This window comes from Spirosoma flavus (assembly GCF_054778555.1).
In genome coordinates this window covers 1,434,251-1,459,933 of the sequence record NZ_BAAGZL010000001.1, presented here as the reverse complement: position 1 = coordinate 1,459,933, position 25,683 = coordinate 1,434,251, and the positions used below count along the sequence as shown (strand labels likewise).

Annotated in this window: 20 protein-coding genes; 11 read left to right on the top strand and 9 right to left on the bottom strand. The window is 52.0% G+C overall.

Annotation, left to right across the window (positions count from 1 at the left end):
- A complete protein-coding gene (locus tag ACYVF1_RS05620; protein WP_461076456.1) occupies positions 1 to 987 on the top strand; it encodes an aldo/keto reductase in 987 nt (328 codons plus the stop codon).
- Positions 988 to 1,085: 98 nt separating this feature from the next.
- Here the strand turns inward: ACYVF1_RS05620 and ACYVF1_RS05615 are convergent, their stop codons facing one another.
- Positions 1,086 to 1,760 (bottom strand): PepSY-like domain-containing protein, encoded by a 675-nt coding sequence (locus ACYVF1_RS05615; protein ID WP_461076454.1) that lies wholly within the window; start codon positions 1,758 to 1,760, stop codon positions 1,086 to 1,088.
- A 255-nt stretch (positions 1,761 to 2,015) separates the two neighbouring features.
- Here ACYVF1_RS05615 and ACYVF1_RS05610 point away from each other — a divergent pair, with 255 nt between their 5' ends.
- The 3 genes from ACYVF1_RS05610 to ACYVF1_RS05600 all read left to right on the top strand — a co-directional run bounded on the left by ACYVF1_RS05610 (position 2,016) and on the right by ACYVF1_RS05600 (position 9,688).
- Positions 2,016 to 3,515: a circularly permuted type 2 ATP-grasp protein gene (locus ACYVF1_RS05610; RefSeq protein WP_461076452.1), complete on the top strand. Its 1,500-nt coding sequence runs from the start codon at positions 2,016 to 2,018 to the stop codon at positions 3,513 to 3,515.
- Positions 3,516 to 3,710: 195 nt separating this feature from the next.
- Entirely contained in the window at positions 3,711 to 6,620 is a 2,910-nt protein-coding gene (locus ACYVF1_RS05605; RefSeq protein WP_461076450.1) for a T9SS type B sorting domain-containing protein, read from the top strand.
- Positions 6,621 to 6,778: 158 nt separating this feature from the next.
- Positions 6,779 to 9,688, top strand: coding sequence for a T9SS type B sorting domain-containing protein (locus tag ACYVF1_RS05600; protein WP_461076448.1), 2,910 nt, complete (start codon positions 6,779 to 6,781; stop codon positions 9,686 to 9,688).
- A gap of 94 nt (positions 9,689 to 9,782) precedes the next feature.
- Here ACYVF1_RS05600 and ACYVF1_RS05595 read toward each other — a convergent pair whose 3' ends face one another.
- Both ACYVF1_RS05595 and lysA read right to left on the bottom strand, forming a co-directional pair.
- Positions 9,783 to 10,496: a YebC/PmpR family DNA-binding transcriptional regulator gene (locus ACYVF1_RS05595; protein ID WP_461076446.1), complete on the bottom strand. Its 714-nt coding sequence runs from the start codon at positions 10,494 to 10,496 to the stop codon at positions 9,783 to 9,785.
- Between the two features lie 62 nt (positions 10,497 to 10,558).
- Positions 10,559 to 11,812, bottom strand: a complete 1,254-nt coding sequence (gene lysA, locus ACYVF1_RS05590; RefSeq protein ID WP_461076444.1) for a diaminopimelate decarboxylase — start codon at positions 11,810 to 11,812, stop codon at positions 10,559 to 10,561.
- 42 nt (positions 11,813 to 11,854) lie between these two features.
- Between lysA and ACYVF1_RS05585 the strand changes: the two genes are divergently transcribed.
- From ACYVF1_RS05585 to ACYVF1_RS05570, 4 genes are all read left to right on the top strand, one after another.
- Entirely contained in the window at positions 11,855 to 13,243 is a 1,389-nt protein-coding gene (locus ACYVF1_RS05585) for an alkaline phosphatase D family protein (RefSeq protein WP_461076442.1), read from the top strand.
- A gap of 113 nt (positions 13,244 to 13,356) precedes the next feature.
- A complete protein-coding gene (locus tag ACYVF1_RS05580; RefSeq protein WP_461076440.1) occupies positions 13,357 to 14,079 on the top strand; it encodes a 6-phosphogluconolactonase in 723 nt (240 codons plus the stop codon).
- A 65-nt stretch (positions 14,080 to 14,144) separates the two neighbouring features.
- A complete protein-coding gene (locus tag ACYVF1_RS05575; protein ID WP_461076438.1) occupies positions 14,145 to 15,470 on the top strand; it encodes an NCS2 family permease in 1,326 nt (441 codons plus the stop codon).
- 85 nt (positions 15,471 to 15,555) lie between these two features.
- On the top strand, positions 15,556 to 16,356 hold the full coding sequence (locus ACYVF1_RS05570) for a 5'-methylthioadenosine/adenosylhomocysteine nucleosidase (protein ID WP_461076436.1): 801 nt from the start codon (positions 15,556 to 15,558) through the stop codon (positions 16,354 to 16,356).
- Positions 16,357 to 16,403: 47 nt separating this feature from the next.
- Here the strand turns inward: ACYVF1_RS05570 and ACYVF1_RS05565 are convergent, their stop codons facing one another.
- The 4 genes from ACYVF1_RS05565 to ACYVF1_RS05550 form a co-directional block, all read right to left on the bottom strand.
- Complete coding sequence (locus ACYVF1_RS05565) at positions 16,404 to 16,799, bottom strand: hypothetical protein (RefSeq protein ID WP_461076434.1); 396 nt, start codon at positions 16,797 to 16,799, stop codon at positions 16,404 to 16,406.
- Between the two features lie 23 nt (positions 16,800 to 16,822).
- Positions 16,823 to 17,239, bottom strand: a complete 417-nt coding sequence (locus ACYVF1_RS05560) for a DUF805 domain-containing protein (protein WP_461076432.1) — start codon at positions 17,237 to 17,239, stop codon at positions 16,823 to 16,825.
- Positions 17,240 to 17,401: 162 nt separating this feature from the next.
- Entirely contained in the window at positions 17,402 to 17,824 is a 423-nt protein-coding gene (locus ACYVF1_RS05555; protein ID WP_461076430.1) for a globin domain-containing protein, read from the bottom strand.
- Between the two features lie 184 nt (positions 17,825 to 18,008).
- The gene (locus ACYVF1_RS05550; protein ID WP_461076428.1) at positions 18,009 to 19,088 is read right to left on the bottom strand and encodes a hypothetical protein; all 1,080 of its coding nucleotides are present in this window, start codon (positions 19,086 to 19,088) and stop codon (positions 18,009 to 18,011) included.
- A 324-nt stretch (positions 19,089 to 19,412) separates the two neighbouring features.
- Between ACYVF1_RS05550 and ACYVF1_RS05545 the strand changes: the two genes are divergently transcribed.
- On the top strand, positions 19,413 to 19,907 hold the full coding sequence (locus ACYVF1_RS05545) for a hypothetical protein (protein WP_461076426.1): 495 nt from the start codon (positions 19,413 to 19,415) through the stop codon (positions 19,905 to 19,907).
- 117 nt (positions 19,908 to 20,024) lie between these two features.
- On the top strand, positions 20,025 to 20,666 hold the full coding sequence (locus ACYVF1_RS05540; RefSeq protein ID WP_461076424.1) for a porin family protein: 642 nt from the start codon (positions 20,025 to 20,027) through the stop codon (positions 20,664 to 20,666).
- Positions 20,667 to 20,773: 107 nt separating this feature from the next.
- Here the strand turns inward: ACYVF1_RS05540 and ACYVF1_RS05535 are convergent, their stop codons facing one another.
- Positions 20,774 to 22,645 carry a CocE/NonD family hydrolase gene (locus ACYVF1_RS05535; RefSeq protein WP_461076422.1) on the bottom strand — a complete coding sequence of 624 codons (1,872 nt, stop codon included), beginning with the start codon at positions 22,643 to 22,645 and terminating at the stop codon, positions 20,774 to 20,776.
- Between the two features lie 96 nt (positions 22,646 to 22,741).
- Between ACYVF1_RS05535 and ACYVF1_RS05530 the strand changes: the two genes are divergently transcribed.
- Positions 22,742 to 24,640, top strand: a complete 1,899-nt coding sequence (locus tag ACYVF1_RS05530; protein WP_461076420.1) for an AAA domain-containing protein — start codon at positions 22,742 to 22,744, stop codon at positions 24,638 to 24,640.
- Positions 24,641 to 24,760: 120 nt separating this feature from the next.
- Here the strand turns inward: ACYVF1_RS05530 and ACYVF1_RS05525 are convergent, their stop codons facing one another.
- On the bottom strand, positions 24,761 to 25,582 hold the full coding sequence (locus tag ACYVF1_RS05525; protein ID WP_461076418.1) for a sugar phosphate isomerase/epimerase family protein: 822 nt from the start codon (positions 25,580 to 25,582) through the stop codon (positions 24,761 to 24,763).
- Positions 25,583 to 25,683: the final 101 nt, after the last annotated feature.

Below are 25,683 nucleotides of genomic sequence, written 5' to 3'. Positions count from 1 at the left end.
ATGAATTACAGAAAATTAGGAAAAACTGGATTTAACGTATCAGAGATCAGTCTGGGTACATGGCAGGTAGGTGGTAAGTGGGGCGAATCATTTAGCCACGACAACGCTGACCAGATTCTGAATCAGGCCGTTGACGCCGGAATTAATTTTATTGATACAGCAGACGTGTACGGCGATGGTGAAAGTGAGAAAGCCGTCGGAAGACTGGTACGTTCGCGCCAGGAACGTATTTACGTAGCAACCAAGTGCGGTCGGCGCCTTCGCCAACATACGAATGAAACGTATCAGCCCGATGTGCTGCGCAAATTTGTGGAGGATAGCCTGCGCAACATGGAACTGGAAACACTCGATCTGATTCAGCTCCATTGCCCCCCTACCGACGTCTATTATCGTCCGGAAATTTTCGAATTATTTGACCGACTAAAAGATGAAGGCAAAATTCAGCATCTGGGCGTTAGTGTCGAGAAAGTAGAAGAAGCCCTGAAGGCTATTGAATTTCCGAACGTAACGACGGTGCAGATTATCTTCAATATGTTTCGGCAGCGACCCGCTGAACTGTTTTTTACCGAGGCCAAACGTCGGGATATTGGTGTTATCGTCAGAGTGCCGCTAGCCAGCGGGTTACTGACTGGTACGTATAGCCCAACTACCGAATTCTCTCCAACCGATCATCGAAATTTTAACCGCGAGGGAGCTGCTTTCGACAAAGGAGAAACCTTCTCGGGCGTTGATTACGAAACGGGGCTGTCGGCTGTTGATGCGCTACGTAGCGTTTATCCTGACGCTCAAAATTTAGCACCCGACGCGCTACGCTGGATTCTGACGTTCGATGCCGTAAGCTGCATCATTCCCGGAGCGTCAAAACCCACCCATCTGGCGTCAAACTTACAGGCCCTGGAGCAACCCGCTCCCTCATCCCAGCAAATGGACGCGGTAAAACAGATTTACGACGAACGTATCAAAAATCCTGTGCATTATTTGTGGTAGGTTGCCACGGCAGCGGCCGACCACCTGCGTTACGTAAACAAAAAAAGACCCATTAAAAACGGGTCTTTTTAGTATACTCCATAAACAATCGCTACTTTTTACTTACTCGTTCGCGCCCGTTTGAACGTACCGTCGGACGCAAATTCCAGCATGGCCCGCTTGTTGTCGGCGGTCGTAATTAATACGAGATAATCATTGTTCTTTGGCTCCTGCACCGCTCTGTTGATCGTTGCCCCGGCGTAATTTGTGTTGATATACGTAGTGATAGCCGCGGGCAGACTCGATACTGCTACCGTTGCCGAACCGGGGCCTTGGCCCTGTCCGCCGGGGCGATCATGACGGGTCGAATCACCATGAGCAGGCTTTGGATGATGCGTACTATCGCCGGGCGTGTGTTTGCGCGGGCCAGTCGAATCGCCTGGGGAATGGCCGGGTTTACGTCCCGCTTCGGCAACGAACGTACCATCAGCTTTGAAAAACAATAGTTTCGTTGAATTGCTTACCGTAATGGTTACCACAAAATTGCCCGCTTTGTCTTTCCGGGCTTCCTTAATCGTTGCACCGGCATAATTCGTTGTAATGTAACTCGTTACGTTGGCAGGTAAGCTCGCCACATCCACTACGGTCAGGCTATGCGGTTTCTTTGTCGAATCGCCTGATGCACTGGCCGACCGGGCCGAGCCATCCACATTTGGGTCTACTGCTGTTTTGTTACAGGCATTCAACCCAACAACCAACGCCAACATACAGCTGAACAAAAGCACTGTTTTCATACGATTAATGAATCGGTTATGTTAATAAATTGGAAAAGGTAAATAAACCACGGTCTGCTACGTTAGCCGACACTATCCACGTTACGTTAGGGAGACGCTGAGCGTTGCAGGCCATTTAAAAAAGACGTACTGATACGTTGACTGATGCGTATAGCGTCAGATTTAAATTATTATTTTTGCCATGTTTTATTTGCTTTATGGTATCTTTAACGCGATTCTATTTGGCATTTTTCTCAGATTACGAGACAAAATTTTATGAAAAAACAGAACTCCCGCCAGTCGCAAACGCTTAACGGAATGACCCAATCGCAGGGACAGACTTCACTTAAATTTTCGTTTACCGACTATCAGACCGAGAATTTTTTCGATGAAATGTTCACGGGTAAAAACCAGGTTCGGGCGTGCTATGCGCCCTTCCAGGAACGTGTTGAGCAGCTCACGCAGGAAGACCTCATCGGGCGGCAGCATGCAGCAGAACGTGCCCTGATGAGTATGGGTATTACGTTCAATGTGTATGCAGAAGGTGAAGGTACTGAGCGGATTATGCCCATCGACATCATCCCGCGTGTAATTGAATCAGCCGAATGGAATCGCTTGGAAGAAGGGCTTATTCAACGTATCAAAGCGCTGAACATGTTTCTGGACGATGTGTATAACGAGCAGCGAATTCTGAACGATAACGTAGTGCCCCGGGATCTGATCGAATCCAGTAAATCATTCCTGACGCCTTGCCTGGGTGTTCGGCCGCCTAAAGGAATCTGCTGCCATATTACCGGCACCGATTTAATCCGGGGCGACGATGGCCAGTTCATGGTGCTGGAAGATAATCTGCGTTGCCCATCGGGCGTGTCGTACATGCTCGAAAACCGCGAACTCATTAAACAGACCTTTCCCGAAGTACTGGCGCAAACCGGCGTACGACCCGTATCGGACTATCCGACCCGCTTGCTCCAGATGCTTCAGCACATCGCCGACCGCCCCAATCCGACCGTCGTAGTTTTGACGCCAGGCATCTATAATTCGGCTTATTTTGAGCATTCGTACCTGGCTCAGCAGATGGGCGTCGAACTGGTCGAAGCCCGCGATCTGGTAGTATCGGGTGGTTACGTAAAAATGCGCACCACCAAAGGTTTCCAGATTGTCGACGTGATTTACCGACGTATCGACGATACGTTCCTCGATCCACAGGCGTTCAATCCTGATTCTATGATTGGCGTACCGGGCATTTTCGAGGTCTATAAACGGGGCCGCGTGGCGCTGGCTAATGCGCCGGGTACCGGCGTTGCCGATGACAAGGTAATTTATGCCTACGTACCCCGTATCATTCAATATTACCTCAACGAAGAGCCAATCATTCCGAACGTGCGGACGTATATCTGCCGTGAAGAAGAGGATTGCCGCTACGTATTGGACAATATCGAGCAACTGGTTGTGAAAGAAGCCAATGAAGCGGGCGGTTACGGCATGCTGATCGGACCCAAAGCTACGGCCGAAGAGCACGAGTTGTTCCGTCAGAAAATTCAGGAGAATCCGCGCAATTACATTGCCCAGCCCACTATCTCGCTGTCGCGTGTTCCCTGTCTGGTTGGCGACCACGCCGAAGGTCGTCATGTCGATCTGCGTCCATATATACTCTACGGTGATGGTGTCAACGTAATACCGGGCGGCCTCACGCGGGTGGCGTTACGTAAAGGTTCGCTCGTTGTCAATTCCTCGCAGGGCGGGGGCGGCAAGGATACGTGGGTATTGTACTAAAGCCAATACTCGTCAGTTAGTAAGATTCATTATGACACGTAGCGAAAGCAGATTCTAATTGCTTTCGCTACGTGTCATAATCTTTTTACCCCTAGAGACCGGCTTTGTTTTCCGTCGACTCTACACGAATAACTATTGATTTTTTTTCATATCGTTTTAATGTGTCAATACGTTGTAGAAGAAACCCAATACGTTATGCGGTTCATTTATACTGTTGGGCTCTTGGGCCTATTTTTTGGTGCTGTTTTGTGTCCATCGATTAGCCGGGCCACTCACGTGCGGGCGGGGGAGATCACCACCCGACGTATTTCGACCACCTCGCTCACCTACGAGATTACCTTCACGGCATACTTTGACGAAACGACGAAAGGACAGCAAGCTGCCGCTGCCGCGACTGAATACACTATCTGTTTCGGTGATGGTACCCAACAGGTTGTACAACGTCAGCCGAGAAGGTACATCAACAATCGAACCTCATCCATCAACGTGTACCGGGTTATTCATACGTATCCGGGAGCCTCGGTGTACACCGTATCCGTCTCGGTAGCCAATCGCAACGAAGGAACCATCAACCTGCCTCCACCCGGCAGCTCGCAGGATATTATCTTTTTTGTTTCCACGACGATCCTGATCAACCCCGCCCTGCTGACCAACTCCACCCCGGTCATGCTCAACCCACCCCTGGACTCCGGACGCGTCGGCCAGAAGTTCTGCCACAACCCGGCCGCCTTCGACATCGACGGCGACAGCCTGGCCTACCGGCTCAGCGTGCCCAAAACATCACCCACCCCCAACGCCTGCAACGGACGGAACATCCCCGTCTACCAGGACCCCACCCAGCACAGCAAAACCAGCGAGGCCGGCACCACGCCCACCTTCACCATCAACCCCCGCACCGGCGAGCTCTGCTGGGACGCCCCCGGCGAAGAAGGCCAGTACAACTTCGCCTTCATCATCGAAGAGTGGCGCAACGGCGTGCTCATCGGCGAGATCACCCGCGACATGCAGATCATCGTCACCGACAACCCCAACAAGCGGCCCCTGATCAACCCCATCCCCGACCTGTGCGTGGAGGCCGGCACCCTGATCAACCAGCCCGTTACGGCCACCGACCCCGACGGCAACCGGGTCATCATCAGCGGCTTCGGCGGACCCTTCAACATCGGACAGGACCGCCAGCCCCTGCCCGCCAACGAGCTCATTGCCCCGGCCTACGCCCGGCTCATCAACGGCGATATACCCATCGCCCAGCCGGGTACTGCTACGTTCTCATGGCAGACCAACTGCAACCAGCTGCGCCAGGAGCCCTACGATGTGGTCTTCAAGGTCACCGACGTGCCCCCCTCCCGGCCCCCGGCCTCGGCCTACTCGCTGGTCTCCTTCACCACCTTCCGCATCCGGCTGGTGGGGCCCGCCATCCAGAACCTCACCGCCCGCGCCACCGCCACGGCCAACGGGCGGGCCATCCAGCTCAGCTGGACTCCCTACAATTGTGGCAAGCCGGGCACCATCATCGCCATCTACCGTAAGGAAGGTTGTGATACAGCGCCCCCCAAACCCTGCGAAACCGGCGTTCCTGCTGGCTATACCAAGATTGCCGAAGTGCCCATCAATGCCACCACCTACACCGACACCAGTACCCTGCGCCGGGGAGTAAGTTACTCTTATCGGACCGTAGCGCTCTACCCCGATATTAACGGGGGCAACAATGGAGGAGTTAGCATTTCGTCGAATCAGGCTTGCCTGGAGTTGCCCCTGCTGGCCCCGGTCATCACCCAGGTCACCGTCGACAGCACCGGCCCCCAGGGCACCACCCGTCCCCAGATCACCGTCCGCTGGACCCGCCCCATTGGCCTGCAGCCCGGCGATCTGGGCGCCCCCTACCAGTACCGGCTCCAGCGGGCCACCGACCTGGGGGGCACCACCTTTGTTGACATCGCCAGCATCAATACCACTATTCAGCCCGGCGTGGCCGACACGGTCTACGTCGACCGGGGCTCCTCCACCTCGGCCCTCAATACAGTAGCCAACGCCTACCGCTACCGGCTGGAGTTCTACTACACCGGGGCCAACGGCCAGCTCACCCGCCTGGACCTGACCGAGCCAGCCTCCAGCGTGCGGCTCAGCGCCACGCCCGCCAACCGCCAGATCACCCTGAGCTGGCAGGCCAACGTGCCCTGGAGCAACGACAACCAGACCCACCGCATCTACCGCAGCCGAACCGGACCCAACGGTCCCTTCAACCTCATCCGGGAGGTGCCCGTGACCGCCCCGCCCTACACCTTCACCGACAACGGGGAGGACACCTTCACCGCCGATGGCAACACCAGCCGGGCCCTGTCGGCTGACAGCAGCTACTGCTACCGGGTGCTGACCCGGGGGCGCTACACCGATCCGCAGCTGGCCCGCCTGGGGGTGCTGGAGAACTACAGCCAGATCCTGTGTGCCTCCCCGGGGGACACCACCCGGCCCTGCCCGCCGAACCTGCGGCTGGACAGTCTGAACTGCGCCAGCCTGAGTGAGGATAGTTTCTGCAATCAGACCAGCTTCACCAACAAGCTGAGCTGGCAGCCCACCACGGGCCCTACCTGCGATGCCAACATTGCCAGCTACAAGATCTACTACGCTCGCTATGCGCAGGATTCGCTGCGGGCGGTGAGCAGCGTGGATGCCCCGACGCTTAGCTTCAATCATACCAACCTGACCACGGTGGCGGGCTGTTACTACGTGACGGCCGTCAGCAAGCGGGGGCTGGAAAGCCAGCCGTCGAACAAGGTGTGCACCGATGGGTGCCCTTCGTTTGTGCTGCCCAACGTGTTCACCCCCAACGGGGATGGCAAGAACGATGTGTTCCAGCCGCTGCGGTGTGCGCGTCAGGTGGAGCAGGTGGCCATTGTGATCTACAACCGCTGGGGCTCGAAGGTCTACGAGAAGACCGCCCCGAGTTTGGCCTGGGATGGCAAGGACACGGGGGGTGCGGATCTGCCCAGTGGGCTGTACTACTACGAAGCGACGGTGAGTTTTGCGGTGGCCGACAAGAACGCGCCCGTGCAGGTCTTCAAGGGCTGGGTGCAGATTCTGCGCGAAGGCGTCACCATGCGCTAGCGAGTCAGTCAGCAAGAGCCAATAGTCAAAAAGTCGCTGGTCGTTAGTGGCTCCATCAGATAAAGAGGGCACTAACGACCAGCGACTTTTTGACTATTGGTTCATTTCCCATACACTTTTTAATTGCAAAAACGTTGTAAAAGAAATCCGATACGTTTATGCGGTTCATATATACTGTTGGGCTGTTTAGTTTGTTGCTAAGCGCCCTTTTATGGCCTTCTGTCAGTCAGGCTACCCACGTGCGGGCGGGGGAGATCACCACCCGACGTATTTCGACCACTTCGCTCACCTACGAGATTACTTTCACGGCGTATTACGACGAAACGCCTAAAGGCAAAATGGCGGCTGATGCAGCCGATGCCTATACTATCTGTTTCGGTGATGGTACCCAACAGGAAGTCAGACGTTTACCTAGAACGTATATTAATAACCGAACCTCATCCATCAACGTGTACCGGGTTATTCATACGTATCCGGGAGCCTCGGTGTACACCGTATCCGTCTCGGTAGCCAATCGCAACGAAGGAACCATCAACCTGCCTCCACCCGGCAGCTCGCAACTTATTCAGTTTTTTGTTTCCACGACGATCCTGATCAACCCCGCCCTGCTGACCAACTCCACCCCGGTCATGCTCAACCCACCCCTGGACTCCGGACGCGTCGGCCAGAAGTTCTGCCACAACCCGGCCGCCTTCGACATCGACGGCGACAGCCTGGCCTACCGGCTCAGCGTGCCCAAAACATCACCCACCCCCAACGCCTGCAACGGACGGAACATCCCCGTCTACCAGGACCCCACCCAGCACAGCAAAACCAGCGAGGCCGGCACCACGCCCACCTTCACCATCAACCCCCGCACCGGCGAGCTCTGCTGGGACGCCCCCGGCGAAGAAGGCCAGTACAACTTCGCCTTCATCATCGAAGAGTGGCGCAACGGCGTGCTCATCGGCGAGATCACCCGCGACATGCAGATCATCGTCACCGACAACCCCAACAAGCGGCCCCTGATCAACCCCATCCCCGACCTGTGCGTGGAGGCCGGCACCCTGATCAACCAGCCCGTTACGGCCACCGACCCCGACGGCAACCGGGTCATCATCAGCGGCTTCGGCGGACCCTTCAACATCGGACAGGACCGCCAGCCCCTGCCCGCCAACGAGCTCATTGCCCCGGCCTACGCCCGGCTCATCAACGGCGATATACCCATCGCCCAGCCGGGTACTGCTACGTTCTCATGGCAGACCAACTGCAACCAGCTGCGCCAGGAGCCCTACGATGTGGTCTTCAAGGTCACCGACGTGCCCCCCTCCCGGCCCCCGGCCTCGGCCTACTCGCTGGTCTCCTTCACCACCTTCCGCATCCGGCTGGTGGGGCCCGCCATCCAGAACCTCACCGCCCGCGCCACCGCCACGGCCAACGGGCGGGCCATCCAGCTCAGCTGGACTCCCTACAATTGTGGCAAGCCGGGCACCATCATCGCCATCTACCGTAAGGAAGGTTGTGATACAGCGCCCCCCAAACCCTGCGAAACCGGCGTTCCTGCTGGCTATACCAAGATTGCCGAAGTGCCCATCAATGCCACCACCTACACCGACACCAGTACCCTGCGCCGGGGAGTAAGTTACTCTTATCGGACCGTAGCGCTCTACCCCGATATTAACGGGGGCAACAATGGAGGAGTTAGCATTTCGTCGAATCAGGCTTGCCTGGAGTTGCCCCTGCTGGCCCCGGTCATCACCCAGGTCACCGTCGACAGCACCGGCCCCCAGGGCACCACCCGTCCCCAGATCACCGTCCGCTGGACCCGCCCCATTGGCCTGCAGCCCGGCGATCTGGGCGCCCCCTACCAGTACCGGCTCCAGCGGGCCACCGACCTGGGGGGCACCACCTTTGTTGACATCGCCAGCATCAATACCACTATTCAGCCCGGCGTGGCCGACACGGTCTACGTCGACCGGGGCTCCTCCACCTCGGCCCTCAATACAGTAGCCAACGCCTACCGCTACCGGCTGGAGTTCTACTACACCGGGGCCAACGGCCAGCTCACCCGCCTGGACCTGACCGAGCCAGCCTCCAGCGTGCGGCTCAGCGCCACGCCCGCCAACCGCCAGATCACCCTGAGCTGGCAGGCCAACGTGCCCTGGAGCAACGACAACCAGACCCACCGCATCTACCGCAGCCGAACCGGACCCAACGGTCCCTTCAACCTCATCCGGGAGGTGCCCGTGACCGCCCCGCCCTACACCTTCACCGACAACGGGGAGGACACCTTCACCGCCGATGGCAACACCAGCCGGGCCCTGTCGGCTGACAGCAGCTACTGCTACCGGGTGCTGACCCGGGGGCGCTACACCGATCCGCAGCTGGCCCGCCTGGGGGTGCTGGAGAACTACAGCCAGATCCTGTGTGCCTCCCCGGGGGACACCACCCGGCCCTGCCCGCCGAACCTGCGGCTGGACAGTCTGAACTGCGCCAGCCTGAGTGAGGATAGTTTCTGCAATCAGACCAGCTTCACCAACAAGCTGAGCTGGCAGCCCACCACGGGCCCTACCTGCGATGCCAACATTGCCAGCTACAAGATCTACTACGCCCGCTATGCGCAGGATTCGCTGCGGGCGGTGAGCAGCGTGGATGCCCCGACGCTTAGCTTCAATCATACCAACCTGACCACGGTGGCGGGCTGTTACTACGTGACGGCCGTCAGCAAGCGGGGGCTGGAAAGCCAGCCGTCGAACAAGGTGTGCACCGATGGGTGCCCTTCGTTTGTGCTGCCCAACGTGTTCACCCCCAACGGGGATGGCAAGAACGATGTGTTCCAGCCGCTGCGGTGTGCGCGTCAGGTGGAGCAGGTGGCCATTGTGATCTACAACCGCTGGGGCTCGAAGGTCTACGAGAAGACCGCCCCGAGTTTGGCCTGGGATGGCAAGGATGCGGGGGGTGCGGATCTGCCCAGTGGGCTGTACTACTACGAAGCGACGGTGAGTTTTGCGGTGGCTGACAAGAACGCGCCCGTGCAGGTCTTCAAGGGCTGGGTGCAGATTCTGCGCGAAGGCGTCACCATGCGCTAAACTAAAGTCAATAGTCAAAAAGTCACTGGTCGGCAGGGCCCTCCCCTAAGGGAGTCCCTGCCGACCAGTGACTTTTTTTGGCTATAAACTCCTTTTACTTCATGTTGTGATAGACTGTTTGCACGTCGTCGTCCTCTTCGATACGTTCGATGAGCTTTTCTACGTCGGCAACTTCTTCGTCGGTTAACTCTTTGTAATCATTTGGAATTCGTTCGAACTCAGCCTGTTTAATTTCGTATCCTTTTTCTTCCAGAAATTTCTGAAGGCTACCAAAAGCGGTGAATTCGCCGTAAATAACGAGTTGATTGGTTTCGTCATCAAGCTCAATTTCATCGCCCCCAATGTCGATTAATTCAAGTTCTAGCTCTTCCGGATCGACACCTTCCGCCGGGATCCGGAACACTGATTTCCGGTCGAACATAAAGTCAAGCATACCTTGTGTACCCAGACTACCGCCGAGCTTGTTGAGGTAGCTGCGAATATTGGCAACCGTACGGTTATGGTTATCCGTAGCCGTTTCGATCACCAGCGCAATGCCGTGGGGCGCGTAGGCTTCGTAAACGATTTCCTTATAGTCTTCCTGATCTTTCGAAGAAGCCTTTTTGATGGCCCGCTCTACGTTCTCTTTCGGCATATTCGCGGCCTTGGCGTTCTGGATAATAGCCCGAAGCCGCCCGTTCGAATCGGGATCAGGACCACCAGCCTTCACGGCCATCACGATGTCTTTGCCAATGCGGGTAAAGGTCTTGGCCATTTGCCCCCAGCGTTTCATTTTGCGAGCTTTCCGGTATTCAAATGCGCGTCCCATTTTTTGGTTTTATTGAGTAAACACGTAGAACACAGCGTATGCGTTGTCTTCGTATTTGAAAGTTATTTTTTTACTAATTCCTCTTCAAGTTCAATAATTTCCTGACCACGTAGTAAATCCTCGAAGGTTTCGCGCTGGCGGATCAGGTATGGTTTCCCGTCATAAACCAGTACTTCGGCGGGCCGTGGCCGTGAATTATAGTTCGATGACATCGAAAAACCATACGCGCCCGCATTCTCGAACGACAATACGTCGCCCGTCCGAACTTCGGGAAGCATACGATCGGTGGCGAACGTATCGGTTTCACAAATGTAGCCTACTACGTCGTAGAGTTGCTCTTCGCCGTTTGGATTCGATACGTTCAGAATGTGGTGATATGCATCGTACATCATCGGACGAATCAGGTGATTCAGACCTGAATTGACTTGCACGAACGTACGCGTTGGATTCTGTTTTACTACGTTCACCTCCGTAAGTAAATGACCGCTTTCACTCACCAGCAATTTGCCCGGTTCGAAACACAATTCCAACTCGCGACCGTAACGATCACAAAATGAACGGAATGCTGCTGAAACTTTTTTACCTAAATCGGTTAAATCCGTAAAATGATCGCCGGGTCGGTAGGCAACTTTAAAACCGCTACCAAAGTCAATAAATCGCAGATTTGGGTAATCGGTGGCCAGATCGAACAACACGTCTGCGATTTTCAGGAACGTATTACCGTCCTTGAAATCGGAACCCGTGTGAATGTGAAGGCCCACTAACGGAATGTTATACTTCTCAACAATAGCCTTGATTTCAGTTCGGTAATCGTTCGGAATACCAAACTTGGAATTGCCGTGACCGGTCTGAATTTTAAGGTTTCCACCTTCGGTAATGCTGGGATTGATACGTAGCGCGACAGGATACTTGTTACCGTACGTTTGTCCGATCAGTTCGAGCAGGGGCAGGCTGTCGGCGTTCAGTTGCAGCCCCATTTCCAGCGCTTCCTGAATTTCAACCCAGGAATTGCCGCTGGGCGTGAACATGATTTGCGCAGGTTCGAAACCCGCCAATTGCGCCAGCCGGGCTTCATTGACCGATACCACTTCGATATCTATACCCTGCAACCGCATCAGTTTTAGAATCGATATATTGGTCAGGGCTTTGGCCGCGTATTTTATTTTCAGATTAACACCCGGAAATGCATCCCGAAGTGCGCCGATTTTTTCGATAATTTTGTTGGCGTCGTATACGTACAGCGGCAAACCGAACTCGTCGGCTATATCCAATACGTTGACACCCTGAATCTGATAGGTTTGATTATTGAGTTGCATACTTTTCTGAAACGAGCCGCAAAATTACGCTATCTTTCCCCTATGTACAAGATTCGATGTTATCTGCTGGCACTTACATTGGGATTCGTTTATCCTTCGTTCGGCCAACAGTCTCAGACCGTTAAAGCCCGGACGAGTAACCGCAGAAGCCAGCCTGCGAACGTAAGGTCCCAACTACAATCGGGGCCGATGGTTGGTTACTCCGATACGCGCGAAGTGATGCTTTGGGCCCAGACGAAACAGCCCGCCAAGGTTCAGATTCGGTATCATGAAGTCGGGAAGACAACACCTAGTTATCTGACGAACGAAATCCAAACCGATCGAAAAACGGCTTTTACCGCCCACCTGCTCGCCGATCAGGTGGACCCCGGAAAAAAGTACGAGTACGAGCTGTTAATCGGGGGCCAGAAGGTGAGCCTGCCCTACCCGACCCAGTTTCAAACCCAAAGCCTGTGGCAGTGGCGGACGGACCCACCGGCTTTTCGTTTCGGCGTAGGAAGCTGCACTTACGTCAACGAACCTGAATACGACCGGCCCGGCAAACCATACGGCGGAGGTTACGAAATTTTTTCGGCTATCACTGCGCAGAAACCCGATTTCATGCTCTGGACGGGCGATAATACGTACACCCGTGAAGTAGACTGGAACAGCCGAACCGGCGTTTTGAAACGCTACACGCACACGCGCTCGTTGCCCGAAATGCAGCCGCTGCTGGCGAATACGCACAACTACGCTACGTGGGACGACCACGATTTTGGACCAAACGACGCCGACCGATCGTACTGGCTTAAACCTGTTACGTTAGAAGCGTTCAAACTGTTCTGGACGAATCCGAACTACGTATTTTCGGAGGGGTGCGCCGGTACGTTTTTCTGGAATGATTGCCAGTTTTTCTTGCTCGACGACCGCACGTTTCGCGCGCCTAACGACATGCCCGATGGGCCTGCCAAAGCCTATTTTGGTGAGAAACAGGTTCAATGGTTAGTGGATGCGCTGACATTCAGCCGTGCTACGTTCAAGTTTATTGTTACAGGAGGTCAGATTGTTAATCCAACAGAAGCCTTCGAAAACTACTCCATCTACGGCACCGAGCGAAAGCGTTTATTTGATGCGATTGCCGAAGCGAAAATTCCGGGTGTGCTGTTCATCACGGGCGATCGCCACCATTCGATTTTGCACAAACTCGACCGTTCTGGTACGTATCCGCTTTACGATCTGACTATTTCTCCACTCACATCATCGGTGGCCCAGCCCCGCGCCGACGAACTCAAACAGCCAACTTACGTAGAGAATACGTTGGTCACTGAACGTAATTTCGGTTTATTAAGCGTCAGTGGGCCGCAAAAAGATCGAGTGCTCAATATTAAAGTGTTCGACCAAAAAGGCGCCGAACGCTGGAGCCGCGATATCCGCGCTAGTGAGTTGAAATAAGTAGCGTCTTTTTATCTTGCTTCAGCTCCGGCGACTCAGCTTCGTTAGCTACGCAGCAAAAGTTCAAGCAAATTCATTATCAGTTTTGCCTCAATTTCAGGCCAATTAAATTCATGACTATCCAAAAATTTCCTGATCACGAAACCCTTTCGCAACGTACCGCTGAGCACATGGCGGCTGTTATAAACCAAAAACCTGACGCGCTGATTTGCGTTACGTCAGGAGATACACCGACTGAGGCTTATCGACGATTTGTCGGATTAGTCAAAGCAGGCCAGGTCGATATTAGCCGATGTACGTTTGTGGGTCTGGACGAATGGGTGGGCTTCACACCCCAGGACGCCGGAAGCTGCACCAATTACCTCTTCCGCGATCTGTTTATTCCGCTTGAATTGCCCTCCGAACAGATTTATATTTTCGATGCTACGTCCTATGATCTTGATGCCGAATGCGCCCGCATTGATACGTTGATCGATTCGCACGATGGGCTGGATTTGATGCTGGTTGGCATGGGTATGAACGGCCATATTGGCCTGAATGAGCCCGGAACATCGTTCACGCTGGGATGCCACGTGGGCGAGCTGGCCGAAAGCACCATTACCGTCGGCCAGAAATATTTCGACAAAGAAACCGCACTTAATCAGGGAATTACGCTGGGATTACGTCATCTGACTGGCGCCCACGACGCCATTATGCTGGTAAGTGGGGAAAAGAAAGCCGCTACGTTAGAAAAGGCACTCACTGGCCCCGTCACGGAAGACGTACCGGCCAGCATTGTCCAGACGGCTCCCAATGTTCGGGTCTGGTTCGACGAAGCCGCTGGCAGTTTATTATAGTGGTTAACATATCCCTTTCAAGTTCATCCTTTATCTTGTAGGCAATACAATCCGTAACCTGAAGCATGGAATCTGATACGTTGCTTACAAAATCAAGTACTACCCGAACCGAAATTCTGGCGGGCATTTCCACCTTTCTCGCCACCATGTACATCATCGTAGTAAATCCGGCTATTCTGAGCCAGTCGGGTTTGCCATTTAGCGGTGTGCTAACGGCGACGGTGCTGCTTTCGTTTTTTTGCAGTCTGATGATGGGCCTGTACGCCCGCAATCCGATTGTGGTGGCGCCGGGTATGGGTATGAACGCGTTTTTCACGTTTACCGCCGTGAAGGGAATGGGCGTCCAGCCCGAAGTAGCCCTGGGAGCCGTTTTCTGGGCGGGCGTATTATTTTTACTGTTGTCGGTGCTGAATATTCGGTCGGCTATCGTACGGGCTATTCCGCAACCACTACGTTACGCGGTGTCGGCGGGGATTGGCCTGTTCATTACGTTGATTGGTTTCGAGAACGCGCATTTCATCATTGCCAATCCTGCTACGTTGGTCGGCATCGCGCGCATGAATGACCCCATCGTACTTACGTTCGTGTTTGGTTTACTGCTGACGAGTATTCTGGTTGTGCGCGACGTACCGGGTGCCATTATCATCGGCATCGTACTCACTACGTTGGTTGCGTGGCCCATTGGTCGGTATTGGGGCGATGCGTCGGCGGTTAATTTTGGGCAGAAAACGTTGGTCAATTTTGGCGCAATCTGGGCCAGTCCTGACTTTTCGTTGCTCGGCAAACTAGATTTTATGGGTGCGCTGAAATGGTCGTTGTGGCCGGTTATTTTTGCTTTTGCCTTCACCGATTTGTTCGATAGCCTCTCTACGTTCGTTGGGGTGGCCGAAGCGGGTGGGCTGCAGGACAGCGATGGCAATCCTCGTAACCTGAACCGCTCTTTACTGACTGACGCTGTGGCTACTACATTGGCGGGCGTGTTTGGCACGAGCCCTGGCACAGCTTATATCGAATCGGCGGTGGGTATTGCGCAGGGCGGACGTACCGGTTTGACTGCTGTAATAGCGGGCTGTTGTTTCTTACCATTTCTGTTTCTTTCTCCGCTCCTGTCGGTCATTCCGGCTATTGCCACGGCTCCGGCGCTCGTGCTGGTGGGCGCCTTTATGATGAAGCCGATTACACGTATCAACTGGGGGCAACTGGATGACGCGTTGCCTGCTTTTCTGGCGCTGGTGCTGATTCCGTTCAGTTACTCCATCACGCAGGGCCTCATCTGGGGATTTTTGTCCTGGACCGTCATAAAAGTGGCCGTTGGTAAATCTCGGGAAGTTTCGCTCGGCCTGTGGATTGTCGATTTATTTTGCATACTGGCGCTAACAGCTGGTCATTAAACTATTATTTTTCTCCGCAGAGCGCGCAAAGATTCGCGAAGTGCTTTGCGGATTTTTGCGGTAAAATTGAATCAACCTGATCGCTATGAAACAAACCATTTTCTTCCTCTTACTTTCTCAGCTTGCTTTTGGGCAACGGTATAAACCGAAACCTGTTGTTGGCTTATTGGGCGCTTTTGGGGCCGAAGTTACGCTTGTAAAAGAGTCATTGAAGAACCCAAAAATCGTAATGGTCGATGGTGTTACGTTTACCTACGGGCGGTTGGGGAAACAGCGAGTGGTGCTAGCCGAAACAGGTATTGGTAAAGTGAATGCCGCTATGACAACCGCGCTGATGCTCGATCATTTTCGTCCTCGACAGGTGCTTTTTACGGGTATCGCGGGTGGTACGAATCCTGATCTGCAACCCGGTGATATTGTGATTGCCCGGCAAACGGCTCATCATGACTATCAGACCATTTCGATGAGTAAGCAGCCCATCAAACAGACGTATTCATTATCCGGAAAACTAAATCCTGCTTTTTTTACGGCCGATTCGGTGATGCTCCAGCAAGCGCAGACGGTGGTCCGTTCCATTACTTTCGAATCGATTCCGGTTACGCAACGTCCGCCGACGGTTATTACTGGCATCGTCGTAACGGGTGATCAGTTTATTTCATCGTCGGAGAAAGTGGCGCAACTTCGGCAAACCTTCAACGCCGACGCTACGGAAATGGAGGGGGCGGCTGTGGCGCAGGTTTGCCATGAGATGCAGGTGCCGCATCTGGTCATTCGCAGCCTGAGCGACCGCGCCGACGACAACGCCCGCAGCGACATGCTCACGTTTTACCAGATAGCCGCCCGTAATTCGGCCAAAGTGGTGATTGCACTGGTGAAAGCGTTGTAGTGCATGCGGCTCGGTGGAGCCTGAACCGGAGCGTTGATTTTTCAGATTTACATTCGTCTACCATATGGGGCCGTCTGATTCAGCCAATACGTGAGTTCTGCGAATCCTCCCTCGAACGAAACGGGTGGCTGAATAATCGGATCGCCGGGTTTCCACTGCAAATAGGCATAATTACCTTTCGTCGCTTTTCCGGTTAGACGCTCTAAATCAAGCAATAAATCACAGTAAATACGACCCGGATAAAGCCAGGCACGCAAGCTAACTACCGAATCAGAAATCCATTCGACAGACGAAGCACTCCACAGGCTACTGCCCATACTGAACAGTCGCGCCCGATCCCGATTTTGGTAAATAATTGGCGAATACGTCCAGTGGCTCATGGCCATTTCCTGGGTATCAAATTCAATCAGGTACGTAGCGTCAGGAGAGATACTGGATTCCATTCTCAATCGTATCTATATACGTATCAATAAATCCAGAGATTACTGTTCTGGACTTTAAGTACTCTTTTGGGGTCACTACCGTATTGATTTATACCCTTTTCACCTTCCCGGCACGCCAGAATCAAATTATAAAACGGTATCAGGGCAAACCAGCCGCTTTTGCCCAGGTCGTGCATACGCCGAACGGACACAGCCAGGGAAGGAAGCAGGGTAACCAGGTGTAACGTCAATACAACCATTAAACCGCCCATCAACGTAGCACCATCGAACAGCAAACCATTGATCAGATTCAGCACTTGTGCCACTACTACGTTAACCATAACATAATCCCAGTATTCACTACGTCGGGCGCGACTGTTGAAGTCGTTATACTTTTTCAGCACCGCTACGTAATTCTCCAGAATCGAAGTTGTCGGAACAGTTTCAGATGACGAAATCATGATTTTTTGGTTTGAGTTTCGAGAGGTAGTTCGCTACGTTGATAATGGGTCAAAAATAGACGTCTGCCGAAGGGTTACCAATTCAATTAGGATGACTGGTAGGAAAACTTCAATGAAACGTAGAAAGTGGAATCTGGACCGTTTTGGAGCAGTCAATTTAGATCAGACGATTAAGCGCTGATCGGTAGAATTCAGCATTTTCTGCGTAATAATGCCGAAAATAGCAGACCAGGCCTGTGCTACGTTGTCGTTCCAATCGCGACCAAGACCTTTCTCCAGCGTCCACAGCAGGGCTTTTCTAACAGCTTCATAATGTTGAGGTTTTGCTCCATACTGCACATGTCGCTGGCCCAGCGCTACTACGTCGTCGGTCACCTCATCGAACCGGTGCAACTGACTGATCAGATACCCCAACATGTCGATTAGTTTTCTGGACTGCGTTTCGATAGGGCTTTTAAAAAGCACACGTAATTCCGGGTTACTCATAAAAAGTCGGCTGTAAAAAACATCGCCCAGCAACACCGGGTCAATTTCACGTAGCAGCCGCCATGTTTTTTTCACAGTACTGATTTCTTGATCGCTCATAATAACGTCTATTTGTCCCTGCTTGTAGTCGGCAAACAACGCAGCAATACATTGTAAACTAATTAGTTAACCTGTACACTAAGCCGTTCGCCACATTTAATAGGTATTCGGAAACAGGGAAATGTTGATGAATGTCAGGCCGTAATAGCCGGTATAAGAACAAATTACAGTCGTTAGTACGGTTTTATTTTTTGTGTGTTCGCAACCATTGCTCTATTACAGCCGATGCCGTAAACCGAACATTTTTAAATCGTTCAGGGGGCGGAGTGTTCAGGGCATTTTTCAGTTGAACCACGCTGGGATAGAGATCGTCAACCCGATCTTTAAACTGACCATCAATAGCTTGCAGCAGATGTTCGATTCCATACATATCGAAATTCCAGGATTGCAAGTTATTGCTATCGACAATTTCGGCTTTAAAACGTTCAGACAGTATCGTTACACTTTGTTGCAAAGGCTGAATAAACTGATCGGGGTGATCGACAGGGTTTCCATTCAGGAAATAATACACTTCATGACAATAGTATTTATTCTCCAATAATTTTAGCAACTGTGCCTCCCAATCAGCGTGCGACTTAATTTTGGCTAAAGCCGCCTGCTTTACATCTTCATCCTGACCAGGGCTTGAATATTTTAATAATCCAAAAATGGAATCGCTGGGTTTGTGAGCGGCAATCTCATCCAGCCGTATCTGATGCCAGCGCTTTTCATCTTCAGTTTGAGCCGCCATTCTGGCCTCAGCTTCTTGCGCAGAATCCCGAAAATAGCCAATCAATAAACCGCCACTGTATAGCACCGTAACAGCTAAACCTACCCAGAACGGAATTTTCAGGGTGCTACCCGATAGTGAAGCCTGCCAGCCCGGATTCAGCGCAAACAAACACATTAGTAGCCACGGCAGCGGAACCCATAACATGCCCTGATGAACAGCTATCCAATGTAAAAACTGGGGATACGTACCATCGCCATGCCATTCCCACTTAAAAACCACACAAAAAAAGGTAGTAATCGCCATCGTGAGCCAGGCGAGACCGACGAGCATTACGCGGGTAGAAGGCTCCTGAGAAATCCAGGTGAATCCGCCGTTCAGGCTGGCGACAATCGTTAGCGCCAAACTACTGAGCGTGAAGACCAAACCAAAAAAGGCAATGCCTAGGCCGTAGCCCATCGCATTATCGCCAGCCAGGTTTGGTCTCGACGAAGTAAACATCGCCTGGCCAACGTAGCATAGTATAACAATGCCAAATAAGATATATCCGAACATTCGCATATAGTTTTAAAATAGCTGATTTAGTTGCGGGTAACTACCCATTGAGTACGCAAAAATGATTACACCACTCAGGGCGATCAACTATTTGTGAATGAACCATCGGCCTAACTCCTTGAATGGTTGGCAAACCAATTTAAATCGTAACCTAAGGCGCATCGGGCGATTTGGTACTTCTGGCTGCCGGTCAATAACTCTTCCTACTAGTATAGCAATTCATATCTATTTACCTACCAATCAAGCACTTATTTTTGCCTGACTGCGCATCAGTTCAAAAATTTGATACATTGTTAAGCTTCAAAAAGGCGAAAGTCTGAAAATATGAACCGCATTACTACGTATTTAATTGGCCCCGAGCTGGTCTGGCTCCTGCTGTACGTTTTTGCCCGCGTGCTGGTGGTCAACAATCAACCCGCTACGTCAGGCGGAAACGCTCAACTCGAAAACCTGCAATGGTATCTGGCCCTGTTGGGCGTATTGCTTTCATTTGTGCCGTTATTCTGGACCAACGGCCACCTCTGGTGGTGGTTACTACGTATTGGTGTGGCTGGAATCATTGGCGTGATCGTTATTAACCTAACTCTGATCGGCGGAATCGATTATGGCGACAGCCGCAATTCGGGTATTGGCTCTACGTTGTTCCTAACCATTCCGCTAGGAGGATTGCTTTTGCTAATTGGTGTTGGTATAGTCGCTGTCGCTACGTGGCTAAACTGGGATTTTCGCCCCTTCTTAAAATGGACGCTCATTGTTGTGGGTTGCCTAACCGTATTCTTCCTGATTTCAGGGGCATCCCAGCCCAGACCGTCAAAGTAGTGGCAGATACGGCGGCAAGTGTACTGTTGAAACTTAGCACCATCTATGTTAAAATAAACATACATTTAGGTACATATTTCGTATTATTGCCGCGTTTCACAATTACATAAACAACGCATGAAAAAAATTACGATACTCACCGCAGGTCTATTCTTTGCCGCATTAACCTCCTTTGCGCAAGTCAGAATTGGGGTGACTGGAGGTCTGCAAATGGCAAATCAGAAGAATGATATTGGGGGCTTTTCTATCAGCGGAAGTAATCGGATTGGCTATACGGCTGGTCTAATGCTCGATGCTGCTCTGTCTGAAAGCTTTTCAATCAGACCTCAGGTATTATATTCTGTAAAAGGGACAAAATTTGATTTAAGTGGCCTTTCCGGCGGACTAACTGACGGCAATGTAACCCTGGCTTTTAACTATATCGAGGTTCCTATCCAGGTAACCTATGGCCTTCAGGCGGGTCCGGGGCGGGTAGTGCTGGGAGCAGGCCCGTATGTAGGCTACGCGCTGAGCGGCTCGACAAGCGGAAGCGTTCAGGGGCAGTCGGGTAGCGAAACTGTAGATTTCGGCTCAGGTGAAGATCAGGTAAAACGACTTGATTATGGACTGCGCTTATCGGGAGGTTACGAATTGTCGTCCGGATTATCCATTTCGGCTTTTTACTCGCCAGGGCTGGCTAATCTGGCGAATGGGTCTAGTCAGACAACCACAAATTCAGCCTTTGGCCTGACGTTAGGGTTTCTGTTTGGGGGAGAGTAAGTGACGTTATAAAGTTGTAGGGTTGTAGAGTCGTAAAGTTTAGAAGGCGTCAGCCAACTTTACAACTTTACAACCCTACAACTTTATAACTCTACAACCTTATACCCTCACTTACTAACCGGCAAACTAATTTTGCTGGCAGCAGCAGCACCGTGGTGGATTTTGATGGTTGATTTCTGGAAATCAGAATCTTTCGCGTGATAAATATCAACGTACTTCTGGGGATTTCGGTCGACCAGCGGGAACCAGGTGCTTTGAATTTGTACCATCAGTCGGTGGCCTTTTTTGAACGTGTGTGCTACGTCGGGTAGGCTGTATTTTACTTCGCTGATTTGTCCCGGCACAAACGCTTCGGGTTTCTCAAAACTCTTCCGGAAACGCCCCCGCATTACTTCACCCCGTACCATCATCTGGTAGCCATTGTTCACATACGTATCATTTGGGCTGTACTGGAAATCATCGGGGAACACGTCAATCAGTTTCACGACAAAATCGGCATCCGTACCCGTCATGCTCACCTGCAAATCGGCCACGAGCGGACCGGCCAGGGTCAAATCCTGGGTTAATACGTCGGTTTGGAAAACCAGTACGTCGGGGCGGATGGCGGCAAATCGTTGGTCATCAGTCATGTATTCGCGCGTCCGGTAGGCTTTCACGCCTTCGGCATACGGAACCGGTTTGGCTGGGTCGCTGACGTATTCGGTGAACGTATTGTTACCCGTTGCGGACGGCTTGGTAAAATCTAGTTTCCCACCCGGTTGCAGATAAATATCCCGGCTCGACGTAGCGGCTGGCGGCCATTTATCAAATTGTTTCCACTGATTTTCGCCTGTGAAGAAGATGTTCGCTTCCTTAATTTTATCGATGCTGCCTTTCCCTTTCAGATAATAGTTAAAAAACGGAACTTCTACGTTCTCAGCATAATACGTACTGGTTGGGCTACCAAACTGCACGTTTCCAAGCGAGGAACCATCACTACCACGACCCGCCCATTGGCCATGAAACCAGGGGCCCATAATAATCCGGTTGTTGTTTTTGGCCTTGCTTTCGATGGCCTGATACGTTGTCCAGGCACCAAAACAGTCTTCGGCATCGAACAAACCGCCGACCACCAACGTAGCAATATTGGGTGAAATAGCGCCGACGAAATTGCGAACGTTACGTGCCTTCCACCATGCATCCAGATTGGGGTGCTGCATCAATTCATTCCAGAATTTGACGCTATCACCAGCAAAGCGCGTCAGGTTGGGCAGCGCTCCGCTACGTAGGAAAAACTCGTAGCTGTCGTTCGTCGGTACGGGTAGCCCTTTGGGGCCAACTGAGGTAGGTTTCGGGTGCGGGAAACCAAAGCCGCGACGGAGGTAAAAATTAAACGCATCCATCGCCATAAACGCGCCGTTGTGGTGAAAATCATCGCCCATAAACCAGTCGGTAACAGGCGCTTGCGGGCTCACCGCTTTCAATGCCGGGTGATTGCTCAGCGCAGCCATTGTGGAGTAAAATCCGGGATATGAAATACCGAAAACGCCCACTTTTTCATTGTTGTTAGGCAGGTTTTTCACCAACCAGTCGACGGTGTCATACGTATCGCTGGCTTCATCAAATTCTTTGCCTTTTTTAGTCGTGCTGTATGGGCGAATATCTTCAAATGCGCCCTCGCTCATCCATCGACCACGCACGTCCTGCACCACCATGATGTATCCTTCTTTCAGGTACTCTTTGTAGTGATTCGAATAGAAATTCCGGTATTCTTTTTCACCGTAAGGCGCGCATGAATACGGCGTGCGGCTCATCAGAATCGGGTGTTTTTCAGCATTATCGTTAGGCAGGTAAATAGAGGTGAACAGCTTCGTGCCGTCACGCATGGTGATATAGTGTTCTTTCTTGGTATAATTCGCTCTAAACCAAGTCGAATCGATGGTTTGGGCCTGACTAAGTCCAGTTATCAGAAAAAACAGCAAGCAAAAAAGTCGCTTCATGGTTGTAGTTAAGAAAGAAATTTAAACAACAAGTATAGCGATTACTAGCCTAATATCCTGCGCCGTTCGTGGAGCCGGGAAGTATTACCTTTGTGAATGGATTACTTTAAAAAGCTGCTCCAATTACTTCAAATTGAACGGGCAGAAGATCAGCATCAGTACCAGAAACTCACCGAAACCACGTCAATTGCCGAACGCCGGGCCGCTGGCCTGACCTGGTACCCAATTGCTATTCGTGGTAACGAGATGAGCCGGGGTGATTACTTGACTGTCGAAGTGGAACGTACTACGCATCAGGATATTCCGCATCAGCTTCGGTTTGGGATGCCCGCCGTTCTGTTCAGCAACCACGACCCACGTAACGACCGAGTTGAAGGTACCGTTACCCACCAGAGCGGCAACCGACTCAAGATAACGCTACGTACCGACGAACTGCCTGATTGGTCGCGGGATGGCAAGCTGGGCGTGGAAGCGCTGTTCGACGACAACAGCTACGACGAAATGGAAGCGGCCCTAAAAACGGCCAATACGTTAGGCGACAAATCAGAAAACCGGCTCATCCAAATTCTTACTGGCGAAAAGGCTGCTACGTTCCATAGTGAAACGTTTGTACCAAATTTCCCGAAACTGAATCCCAGTCAGGTAGCGGCTGTCGGAAAAATTCTGTCGGCCAACGAATTGGCAATTGTGCATGGACCGCCGGGAACGGGCAAAACCACTACGTTGGTACAGGCCATAAAAGCGCTTCATAAACAGGATAATAAGAAAATATTAGTGGTAGCGCCCAGCAATACCGCCGTTGATTTGCTGAGCGAAAAACTGCACGACGAAGGATTGAACGTACTACGTGTTGGGAATCCGGCCCGCGTATCGGATCGGCTGATGGCGCTGACGCTGGATCAAAAAGTGAGCGAACATCCGGCCATGAAAGAAGCCAAAAAGCTGAAGAAACAGGCCAACGAGTTTCGGAATATGGCCCATAAATACAAGCGCAATTTTGGCAAAGCTGAACGCGAACAACGTAAAGCCCTGTTCGATGAAGCACACAAAATCATGAAGGACGTAGCGAACACGGAGCAGTACGTAATGGACGATCTGATTGCCAAAGCGCAGGTCATTACCGCTACGTTAGTGGGTGCCAATCACTACACGGTTCGCCAGCTAACGTATCATACGGCAGTTATCGACGAAGCGGGTCAGGCGCTGGAACCGGCCTGCTGGATACCTATTCTGAAAGCGCAGAAGCTGGTATTGGCGGGCGACCATTGCCAACTTCCGCCAACCATCAAATCGCCCGAAGCGGCCCGAAATGGACTGGCTACTACGTTGCTGGAGAAATGCGTAGCGCTTCATCCAGAGACCGTTACGTTGCTCGATGAACAGTACCGTATGCACGAGCACATTATGGGTTATTCGTCGCAGGTGTTTTATGAGAGCAAGGTGAAAGCACACGAATCGGTGGCACGTCATTCCTTGTTTGACGGCGATACGTCGCTGGCGTTTGTGGATACGGCCGGTTGCGGATTTGAGGAAAAACTGGAAGGTACCAGTTCGACCAACCTCGAAGAAGCGGCTTTGCTGATGAAGCATTTGACTCAGCTCGTAACCGATTTGAGCACACGCTACACGAAAGCGGATTTCCCGACCATCGCGGTTATTTCTCCCTATAAACAGCAGATTAGCATTTTAAAAGATCTGTTGCTACAAACCCCTGAATTACAGGAATACAGTGAGAAAATTTCGGTCAATACCATCGACAGTTTTCAGGGGCAGGAGCGCGACATTGTGTATATCTCCCTGACACGTAGCAACACTGAAGGCGACATCGGCTTTCTGTCAGACATTCGGCGGATGAACGTAGCGATGACCCGCGCCCGTAAAAAACTAATCGTAGTAGGCGACAGTGCTACGTTGGCGAGCCTGCCGTTCTACGCCAATTTCATTACGTATGCCGAAGCTCATGACGCCTACCAGAGCGCCTGGGAGTGGATGTGATTTTTTGCATAGGGCAGAGAAGGCTCCGACAGGCTCTGGCTGTCGGAACTACCCAATGGATTGTAGCTACTTAATTAGTCGCTAAGACGACTTCAACAGCCAGAGCCTGTTGAGGCCTTGTCAAACTTCCGCCAACTGCTGTTTCACCACCGCTATCCCTTTGGTAGCCTCAGCGTCGAAGTTGTTCCAGTTGCACTCCAGCGACAGGCCACCCTGATACTTAATCTGTTTTAAGGCCCGAAAATACGGTCGGAAATCATCACCCTTTACGCCCGGTGCACTACGTGTTTCTTTTTCAGCAATGTGGCAATGTGTGATGTATTCTCCGTATTTCACAATTTCCTGCGGACTTTCACTCTCTTTGAGCATGTGGTAAATGTCGCACTGCAATTTGAACCAGGGATTTTTAACAGCCTGAATGATTTCGACACCGTCGGCCAGAGTGTTGATAAAATTGGTTTCGCCCCGATTGAGCGGTTCTACAGCTAACGTAACGCCATATTTTTCAGCAATTGGGGCCATTTTCTGGCAGAGCGCGATGTGCTGCGCTTTGGCCTTGTCGCGATCAAAACCGTCGGGAATGAACCGCGAACCGCCACTTCCAAATACGATGTTTTTCGAACCACACTCCTTCGCCCGACGTAGCGCCAGATCGGCCCGCTCTAAAATGGCTTCGTGGTGAATGTCCAGTCCAACAGACTTGAGCTTTCCCGGAAAAAAGTAGATGTAGGAACGTACTGGAAAGCCTTCTTTTCTAAGCGCCGACTTATTCGTTTCGTACTGTGCATCGCCCCCGGTATCCGGAATTAAAAACTTACCGACGCTTTCTTCAATAAAAGAGCAACCTAACCGCTTCAAAAGATCAGCCTTGTCATAGGAAGCACAAATGCCTAAAGGCAGAGAGAGCCCAGCGGTTGGTACGTTGCTTAGCGCAGATGACACAGGTAGAGCAGCCAAAACGCTGGCCGAATATTTTAGGAAATCTCTTCTTGCGATAGGATTTTGCGTCTGCATACAAGTTGATTGTGTAGGATGGTCTAATA